At 67.5% G+C, this 8,410-nt stretch carries 12 protein-coding genes and 1 pseudogene; 4 read left to right on the top strand and 9 right to left on the bottom strand.

What is annotated here, in order from left to right; genetic code table 11:
* The 6 genes and pseudogenes from NKF06_RS18605 to NKF06_RS18580 all read right to left on the bottom strand — a co-directional run.
* Positions 1-335 (bottom strand): annotated as a pseudogene (locus NKF06_RS18605) (signal recognition particle-docking protein FtsY); the annotation flags it as partial.
* Positions 336-361: 26 nt separating this feature from the next.
* Complete coding sequence (gene pfdA / locus NKF06_RS18600; protein ID WP_058828717.1) at positions 362-832, bottom strand: prefoldin subunit alpha; 471 nt, start codon at positions 830-832, stop codon at positions 362-364.
* On the bottom strand, positions 832-1,008 hold the full coding sequence (gene rpl18a / locus NKF06_RS18595) for a 50S ribosomal protein L18Ae (RefSeq protein ID WP_004973929.1): 177 nt from the start codon (positions 1,006-1,008) through the stop codon (positions 832-834). The genes pfdA and rpl18a overlap by 1 nt, the downstream gene beginning before the upstream one ends.
* Before the next feature lie 81 nt (positions 1,009-1,089).
* On the bottom strand, positions 1,090-1,755 hold the full coding sequence (locus NKF06_RS18590; protein ID WP_253246261.1) for a translation initiation factor IF-6: 666 nt from the start codon (positions 1,753-1,755) through the stop codon (positions 1,090-1,092).
* Between the two features lie 3 nt (positions 1,756-1,758).
* Positions 1,759-2,037, bottom strand: coding sequence for a 50S ribosomal protein L31e (locus NKF06_RS18585; RefSeq protein WP_004045216.1), 279 nt, complete (start codon positions 2,035-2,037; stop codon positions 1,759-1,761).
* A 3-nt stretch (positions 2,038-2,040) separates the two neighbouring features.
* Positions 2,041-2,193: a 50S ribosomal protein L39e gene (locus tag NKF06_RS18580; protein WP_004045214.1), complete on the bottom strand. Its 153-nt coding sequence runs from the start codon at positions 2,191-2,193 to the stop codon at positions 2,041-2,043.
* Positions 2,194-2,366: 173 nt separating this feature from the next.
* Between NKF06_RS18580 and NKF06_RS18575 the strand changes: the two genes are divergently transcribed.
* Entirely contained in the window at positions 2,367-3,308 is a 942-nt protein-coding gene (locus NKF06_RS18575; RefSeq protein ID WP_253246260.1) for a DMT family transporter, read from the top strand.
* 6 nt (positions 3,309-3,314) lie between these two features.
* Here NKF06_RS18575 and thpR read toward each other — a convergent pair whose 3' ends face one another.
* Positions 3,315-3,869, bottom strand: a complete 555-nt coding sequence (thpR, locus tag NKF06_RS18570; protein ID WP_253246259.1) for an RNA 2',3'-cyclic phosphodiesterase — start codon at positions 3,867-3,869, stop codon at positions 3,315-3,317.
* A 26-nt stretch (positions 3,870-3,895) separates the two neighbouring features.
* Positions 3,896-4,513, bottom strand: coding sequence for a histidine phosphatase family protein (locus NKF06_RS18565; protein WP_253246258.1), 618 nt, complete (start codon positions 4,511-4,513; stop codon positions 3,896-3,898).
* A 91-nt stretch (positions 4,514-4,604) separates the two neighbouring features.
* Between NKF06_RS18565 and NKF06_RS18560 the strand changes: the two genes are divergently transcribed.
* Positions 4,605-5,345, top strand: a complete 741-nt coding sequence (locus tag NKF06_RS18560) for a tetratricopeptide repeat protein (RefSeq protein WP_253246257.1) — start codon at positions 4,605-4,607, stop codon at positions 5,343-5,345.
* A 1-nt stretch (position 5,346) separates the two neighbouring features.
* The gene (locus NKF06_RS18555) at positions 5,347-5,649 is read left to right on the top strand and encodes a DUF424 family protein (RefSeq protein WP_004968868.1); all 303 of its coding nucleotides are present in this window, start codon (positions 5,347-5,349) and stop codon (positions 5,647-5,649) included.
* A 37-nt stretch (positions 5,650-5,686) separates the two neighbouring features.
* Here the strand turns inward: NKF06_RS18555 and NKF06_RS18550 are convergent, their stop codons facing one another.
* Positions 5,687-6,733: a PAS domain-containing sensor histidine kinase gene (locus NKF06_RS18550; protein WP_253246256.1), complete on the bottom strand. Its 1,047-nt coding sequence runs from the start codon at positions 6,731-6,733 to the stop codon at positions 5,687-5,689.
* 216 nt (positions 6,734-6,949) lie between these two features.
* On the opposite strand from NKF06_RS18550, the gene sufS reads away from it, so the two are divergent.
* Positions 6,950-8,224 carry a bifunctional cysteine desulfurase/selenocysteine lyase SufS gene (gene sufS, locus NKF06_RS18545; RefSeq protein ID WP_253246262.1) on the top strand — a complete coding sequence of 425 codons (1,275 nt, stop codon included), beginning with the start codon at positions 6,950-6,952 and terminating at the stop codon, positions 8,222-8,224.
* Positions 8,225-8,410 lie beyond the last annotated feature (186 nt).

Here is an 8,410-nt window from a genome sequence, read left to right as displayed (position 1 = left end):
GCGTCACCCGCCGCGGTCGCGGCGGCAGATTCGGAGTCGACCTCCGCGGTCGCCGCGGCCTGTTCGGGCGCGGTGTCCGCGTCGGTCGCCGGCTCGGCGTCCGCAGGAACGTCGTCGACCGCGTCGGCTTCGGAATCAGCGTCCGCGTCGCCGACGGAGTCGGCGTCGGAAGGTTCGGACGCCTCGGGTTCGACCGCCGCGTCTGCTGGTGCTGATTCCGCTTCCGCGTCGGCCTCGGTCTCGGCCTCGTCGGCCGCCGCTTCGGCCTTCTCTTCGGCGGTCTCTTCAACGTCGTTACGGAAGCGGTTGAGTTTCTTCTTCAGTCCGTCGAACATCTGAATAGTAGGAGGTGGGGGTTACCTTACTCGTCGTCGCCGTCGCCGCCCTCGCCCTGCATCTGCTGCATCTGCTGCATCTGCTGTTGCTGCATCTGCTGTTGGGCCTGCATCGCCTGCTCTTCGATCTCGTCGCTCTCCTCTTCGAGCTCTTCGATCTGGCCGCGGATGCTCGCGATTTCCTCGTCGAGCGCGTCCTGCTTGCGTCGCAGGGTCTCGATGGCCGTGCTCTGTTCCTGTTCGGCGGCGTAGCTCGCGCCGAGAGAGACGACGATTTCGTCGATGTCCTGGACTTCGGCGCGGAGATACGCGTCGCCGCCGAGAGGGACCTGCACCGTCGAGCCCGTCTCGAGCGTCTCGATGGCCTCGACGGCCTCGTCGATCTCGTCTTTCTCGTCGTTCAGGTCCGAAACCTCGCCTTCGAGGGATTCGATTTCCTCGTCGAGGGCCTGCAGTTCCTGGGAGAGCTGCTGAAGTTGCTGCTGACCGCCACCCATCATGCTGCGGACACCTCGTTGAGCTCGACCTTCGTGCGCTTGATTCCGTGCTCGCTCCCGATGAGCGAAAAGGCGCGTTCCTGTGCGACGTTCTCGTTCGGTGCTTCCACAGTCTTCGTGAACTCGTGGACGACGCCACGGCTCGTGAAGCTGCCCGCGATAATGAACTGGCTCATGCACGTCGGTCGGGTGGCGAGCGGGAAAGGTCTTCCTACTCGGAGCGAAACTGAAGCGAGAAACGGGGGGACGCGAGGCCCTCAGTCGATGTAGTCGAGGGCGTCTTCGATGCGACCCAGTTCGGGGCCGGTCGTGTCCTCGCCGACGATGTACCCTTCCTCGTTGGCAACGAGACCGGAACCGACGAGCGGTCCACCGTAGTTGATGGTGCCGATGTCGGCGCGAACGTCGAGGAGCGCTTCGAGCGCTTCGAGTTCGGGTTCGCGCGACTTCGGATGGCAGAGGACGCCGCGGTTGTTGGCGACGGCCGCCATCCCGACGGTTCGAACGTCGGCGAGGTCGCCGCGTTCGACGGGGACCTCGAGGGCCTCCTCGACGGCCGAGACGGCCTCGTCGGAGAGGTCCGCGTGGACGTACGCGCCGTAGTCGTTCGCGAGAACGACGTTGCCGGCGGCGTTGATGCGACCGGGAAGCTCGTAGACCGGGAGGTCCACGGCGTCGGTGAGGGCCTCCTTCTCGCGGGACGTCGCGCGGCTCGACACGAGAAGTCCGTTCTCGTTACCCGTCGCTAACGCACCGACCGTGCCCGACCCGCCGACGGTCGTCTTGACCAGCGGCACGTCGAGTTCTTCGGCCATCTGCTCGGCGAGCGAGACCTCGGCGTCCGGGCGGACCAACAGCGCGTCGTCGGTCGCGCGAGCGAAGACGCCGATGTAGGACGAACCGGCGAAGGAGGCGCGAAGCACCGTTTACTCGGCCGGTTCGGCTTCGACGACCGACTCGCCGTCCTCGTCGAAACGCGCGGCGCGGACGCGGAACTTGCTCGGCGGGCTCTGCCGACCGTGCGCCCAGATGTCCTCGTTGATCTGCGTGTCGAGACGCACGTTCTCGGCGTCGACCTTGAAGTGCTTCGCGAGGTGCTCGCGGATGAGCGTCATCGAGCGGCCCGCGCGTTCGTGTGCCGGAACCGCCTGCACGTCTCGGAGCGGGACGGTGACGACGCGCTCCTCGAAGTCGTTTGCGCTCATTGCTTACTCGTCCGTGTTGCTTCGCCGCCAGTTGCGACGCTTGGGGTTTCGCGTGACTTCCATGTCCGTCTTGAGCATGACCCACGCGGGGACACGACTGTTCTGGCGCTCGAGCTTCGCCAGACGCTTCTTCTTAGACTTCGACTTCTTACCCATAGTGGGCTGTACTTTCCATCCTCCGCATAAAATCTTGTTCCTTCGCGTTTCAGGCGTGTGAGGGGCGTCCGCACGCCCGAATCGGCGAGAACCCGGTGTTCTCCCGGGGGCGACGGCGCGGACGGGCGACCGAACCGACTCATTCAGTACCGTCGGCGCGAAAGCCGAGGCGAATGAGTCGGGCCAGAACCGCCGTCGCCTTCCTCGCGCTCTCCGCCGTCTGGGGGAGCGCCTTCCTCGCCACCGACATCGCCCTCCGGACCGTCCCGCCGGCGTTCCTCGGCGCGGTCCGCTTCGACGTGGCCGCGCTCCTGTTGTTCGCCGTCGCCGTCGCCCGCGGCGACCGGGTCATTCCCGCCGTCCGCGACGAGTGGCGGCCGATTCTCGCCGGCGGCGCGTTCAGCATCGGCGCGCACCACGCCCTCCTGTTTTCGGGGCAGGTGTACGTCCCCGGCTCCGTGGCCTCGGTCCTCCTCGGCATCATCCCGCTCGCGACGCCGACGCTCACCCGCCTGACGGCTACCCACGAGCGACTCTCGGCGCACCGAATCGTCGGGCTCGTCCTCGGCTTTCTCGGCCTCGTCGTCATCGCCAACCCGGACCCCGGAAATCTACTGTCGTCGAATCTCGTCGGCGCGGTGCTCGTGTTCGGGTCAGCCATCGCCTTCGCCCTCGGCGCGGTACTGACCCACGACAGCGAGACGGAGATGTCGCTGCTCTCCGTGCAGGCGTGGATGATGCTCGTCGGCGCGGTGACGCTCCACGTCACGAGCGTCGCCCTGCCGTGGGAGTCCGCCGCCGACGCGGCGTGGACCCAGACGACGCTCGTCGCCACCGGCTACCTCGCGGTCGTCGCCGGCGCGGGCGGCTTCCTGCTGTACTTCTGGCTCCTCGACCGGGTCGGCCCGATCGAGGTGAGCCTGCTCGAGTACGTCATCCCGCTTTTCGCCGCCCTCGCCGACTGGACCGTCCTCGAGCGCGTGCCGACGCGCGCAACCGTCGCCGGTTTCGCGCTCATCTTCGCGGGCTTCCTGCTGTTCAAACGCGAGGTGATTCGGGGCGAACTCCGGCGTATCGTTGACCGCCGTCGCGGGCGGCGACCGACCGACGACTGACGCGCCTCACAGCGAGAACCGCGTCACCGTCTCGTACTCGGGGCCGTCGAGACCGAGTTCGCTCTTCTTCAGCCGAACCTCGCGCACTCGAAACGACCCGACCGTCGGCGACTCGCCCTCGACGGCGCGCCGCACGAGGTCCTTCCCGCGGGCGTCGTCCATGCGGGCGAGCGTGACGTGCGGCGTGAAGTCGTGTTCTTCGGGGTCGAAGCCGATTGCCGTCGTCTCGCGCTCGATAGCTTCGTGTAGTCGCGTCAACTCGGCCGCGCCGTCGTCGACGCCGACCCAGACGACTCGAATGTAGTCCAGCGAAGGGAAGACGCCGAGTCCGCCGACCGAGGCGTCGAAGGGGCCGACCCCCGCATCGTCGACGGCCGACTCGACCGCGTCTTCCACCTCGGCGACGCGGTCCGGCGACACCTCACCGAGGAACTTCAGAGTGACGTGCGCCTGCTCGGGGTCGGTAAACCGAAGCCCGTCAGCGTCCGAAAGCCGGTCCTGTACCGCGGCGACGCCCGCCGCGAGCGAGTCTGGGAGGTCGACGGCGAGAAAGCAACGCATGGCAGCTAGTTGACTCGAATCGGACGTTAACGTTCCGCCGGGTCGCGGTCGGCGTCGCCCGCGCGGTCGTCCTCCTCGGGCGTCCACGTCCGGGCGATGCTGAACGCCTCGCCGTCCACGAACGTCACCTCGTACACGTCGGGCATCGTCAGGCCCGACCAGAACTCGTGGCCGTAGCGCGGGTCGTACGCGTTGAACACGAGCGCCATGAGCGTGCCGTGGGTGCCGACGACGACGTGGCGGTCGGGGTAGGCCTCGACGAGTCGGTCCACGGCGGCGACGCCGCGGGCCTGCGCCTCGGCGTGGGACTCGCCGCCGGGATGCGACGCGTTCGGGTTCGCCCAGAGGTGTTCGACGGCCTGTTCGAAGTCGTCGACGTGCGACCCCGCGAGTTCGCGCTCTCTGAGGTCTTCGTCGACGATGAGCGGGGCGTCCGCCGCGTCGGCGACGCCCTCGACCGTGGCGCGGGCGCGCTCGTGGGGGCTGGTAGCGACCACGTCCGCGAGGTCGGCCAGGCGGGCGGTGACGCGCGCGGCGTCGCGGCGGCCACGGCGAGAGAGCCCGCGGGTTCGCTCGGCGTCGGGAACGTACGGGGAGTGGGCGTGCCGGACGAACGACACGACCGTCGTCGGGGGCGCGGACATTCGCAGACGCTCGCCCGCGGGAGGCTAAAAAGCGGTCGGTGTCGTCCCGCTGACGTAGCGTTTAACCGCCGTGACGCCCAAGCGCGGCTATATGACCGACGACGGCAAACAACCCCACCGCTTCTCAGAGGGGCAGGGGTTCGACGAGGACTACTCCGACTTCTCGCTCGACCCGCCCGAACTCTCGGTGGACCCGACGAAGGTCGACCCGGTCGACTCGCGCGTCCTGACCGACATCCTCGACCAGCGGAACATCGACCCCGAGGACGTCGACATCGAGAAACTGCTCGACGTGGCGCTCTCGTACATGCAGATAAACCGCTTCGAGGAGGCCACGGGGGCGTTCGAGCGCGTCGCTCGGTTCGCCGGCGACGACGAGGACATCGCCCAGGAGGCGTGGGTCAACAAGGGCGCGGCGCACGGCCAACTCGAAGAGTGGGACGAGGCCATCGGCTCCTACCGAGAGGCGCTCAAACTCGACGACGACAGCGAGCACGCCGCGACGGCCCACACCAATCTCGCGTACGCGCTGTGGGAGGCCGGCCAGACGGCCGACGCGCTCGACCACGCGGAGCGCGCCGTCGAACTCGACCCGCGCTTCCCACAGGCGTGGTACAACCGCGGCTTCTTCCTCCACGAGCGCGGCCTCAACGAGGACGCCGTCAACGCCTTCGACAACGCAATTCGCCTCGGAATGCGAACGCCCGGCGTCCACGAGGAGAAGGCGCGCGCGCTCGAGGAACTCGGCCGCGACGAGGAAGCAGAACAGGCCCAGCAGCAGGCCGACGACCTCCGCGAGCAGGCCGAAGCGGAGCTCGTCGAGGAGTACTAGGATGCTCCTCCGCGAGCGGGAGACCCCCGAGGGGCTCCTCGTCTCGGTCTGCGACCCCGACTGCATCGGCGAGACCTACACCGACGACGGCGTCTCGCTGGACGTGACGGAGGACTTCTACGGCGGCGACGAGGCCGAGACCGCCGACGAAGACGCCGTCGTGGACAGCCTCACCCGCGCGACCGTCGCCAACATCGTCGGCGAGGAGTCCGTCTCGGTGGCCATCGACGCCGGCCTCGTGGACGAAGAGACCGTCCTCGAAGTCGGCGGCACGCTCCACGCGCAACTGCTCTGGCTCCGCTGAGCCGCCGTCGAAAGCTATTTTTCCGGACCTCTGGCCACTACGCCGACCGCTCGACGCCCGTCACCTCGAAGCGAGCGCCGCCGTCCCCGGATTCGGTGGCGGCGATGTCCCAGTCGTGTGCGTGAACGGCCTGCGCGACGATTGACAGACCGAGACCCGTCCCCTCCTCGCCCGTGGAGTAGCCGGCTTCGAACACCTCGTCGCGCGTCTCCGCGGGGATGCCGACGCCGTCGTCCTCGACGTAGAACCCCGGAGCGTCGCCGTCGCCGCCGAGCACACCGACCGTGACGGTCAGGCCGTCGTCGCTCGCGCCGTGCTCCACCGAATTCCGAAACAGGTTCTCGAACACGTGTCCCAGTAGGCTCGGGTCCGCCCGGAACTCGAACGAATCGGCGACGACGAGCTCGGCCGAGCCGGTCTCGACGTGCTCCCACGCGGCCGCCGCGCGCGTTTCGAGGTCGACGGTCGAGAGTTCCTCGACCGTGTCGTGACGGGCCAACACCAGGGCGTCGGTGATGATGTCGTCCATCCGGTCGAGCGCGCCCGCGACCTGTTCGAGTCCGTCGGCGTCGACCGCCTCGTCGAGGAGCGATTCGACGTAGCCCACGGCGACCGAAAGCGGGTTGCGGAGGTCGTGCGAGAGCATCCGCGCGAGGTTCTGGAGGCGTTCGGCCTTCTCTTCGGCCTCCAGTTCCGCGCGCTTCCGGTCGGTGATGTCGAGGTGCGCGATCTGGACGTACGTCTCGCCGTCGTCGGTGAAGCGAGTCGCGCGCATCGTGAACCAGAGGCGCTCGTCGGGCGTTTCGCAGGGGTACTCGAAAGAGAACTCGTCTCGCTCGCCGTCGATGACGGCGCGGATACCCTCGCTGGCCATCGTCGCGTCGTCGGTGGTGCTGAGGTCGCAGACGCCGAGGTAGTTCATGCCGACCGAACTGCTGTCGCCCTGGTAGCCGTTTTCGTTGCCGAACTCCCGCCACGCGCGATTCGTGTAGACGATGACGCCGTCCTCGTCCAGAATCGCGAGTTGCGTCGGGAGCGCGTCGAGGCTCGAAAACGCAAGCGAGGAAGAGGTGGCGTTCGACATTAGCTGGTAAACGGACGTGAGCTACTTGATTCGTTTGGGTGGGGGGCCGACACGTCGCCCCGCGTCGCGGTCGTTGTCGTCTCGTCGCCGTTGCGGTCGCTGTCGCGTCACCGCCACCGGCCACTGTTGCCGGCTGACGAAACCAAAATGGGTTGCAGAGCCGCGTGCGGACCGAAGACGTGTTGTGCCTACGGGGGTAACCCATACCCAATGAGAGTGCAGGAGTCGTACCCCGTCGACGTCGACGCCATCCGCGCGGATTTCCCCATCCTCCAACGGAAGGTCGGCGGCGACATCTCGACGCCGGGTGAGCACGACGACGACGACACGCCGCTCGTCTACCTCGACAACGCCGCGACGAGCCACACACCGGAGCAGGTCGTCGACGCCATCGTCGACTACTACCACGGCTACAACTCGAACGTCCATCGCGGCATCCACCACCTGAGTCAGGAGGCCTCGGTCGCCTACGAGAACGCCCACGACCGCGTCGCGGAGTTCATCGGCGCGTCCGGCGGCCGCGAGGAGGTCGTCTTCACGAAGAACACCACCGAGTCGATGAACCTCGTCGCCTACGCGTGGGGCCTCAACGAACTCGGGCCGGGCGACTCGGTCGTCATGACCGAGATGGAACACCACGCCTCGCTGGTCACGTGGCAGCAGATCGCCAAGAAGACCGGCGCTGAAGTGCGCTACATCCGCGTCAACGACGACGGCCGCCTCGACATGGAGCACGCGAAGGAACTCATCGACGACTCCACGAAGATGGTCTCGGTCGTCCACGTCTCGAACACCCTCGGAACCGTCAACCCGGTCGCCGAACTCGCAGACATGGCCCACGAGGTCGGAGCCTACGCCTTCGTCGACGGCGCGCAGTCGGTCCCGACCCGCCCCGTCGACGTGGAGGCCATCGACGCCGACTTCTTCGCCTTCTCGGGCCACAAGATGTGCGGACCGACCGGCATCGGCGCGCTCTACGGCAAGCGCGACATCCTCGAGGAGATGCAGCCGTACCTCTACGGCGGCGAGATGATTCGGAGCGTCACTTACGAGGACTCCACGTGGGAAGACCTCCCGTGGAAGTTCGAGGCCGGCACGCCGCCCATCGCGCAGGGCGTCGGCTTCGCCGCGGCCGTCGACTACCTCGACGACATCGGGATGGAGAACGTCCAAGCCCACGAGGAACTGCTCGCGGCGTACGCCTACGACCGTCTCACGGAGTTCGACGACATCGAGATTTACGGCCCGCCGGGCGACGACCGCGGCGGCCTCGTCGCGTTCAACCTCGACAGCGTCCACGCCCACGACCTCTCCAGTATCCTCAACGAGCAGGGCGTCGCCATCCGTGCCGGTGACCACTGTACCCAGCCGCTCCACGACAAACTCGGCGCGGCGGCCTCGACGCGAGCGTCGTTCTACATCTACAACACGCGGGAGGAAGTCGACGCGCTAATCGACGCTATCGACACCGCCCGCGAACTGTTCGCCTAACACAGAACCGGTCCGCGAACGGAGTGAGCGGGCCGACGAGCGAGGGGAGGCACGAAGTGCCGAACCGAGCGAGGAGTGCTTTTGGTCCAGCTTTTGCCGAGCGAGTGAAACGAGCGCAGCGCAAAAGCTGGTCGACACCGCCCGCGAACTGTTCGCCTGAATACGGCCGCGTTCCCGTTTTCGCGA

Source organism: Haloferax sp. AB510, assembly GCF_024136985.1.
In the GTDB taxonomy this organism is placed as follows: Archaea; Halobacteriota; Halobacteria; order Halobacteriales; family Haloferacaceae; genus Haloferax.
The sequence above is the reverse complement of the archived record's forward strand: the minus strand, read 5'-3'. Positions and strand labels throughout refer to the sequence as shown.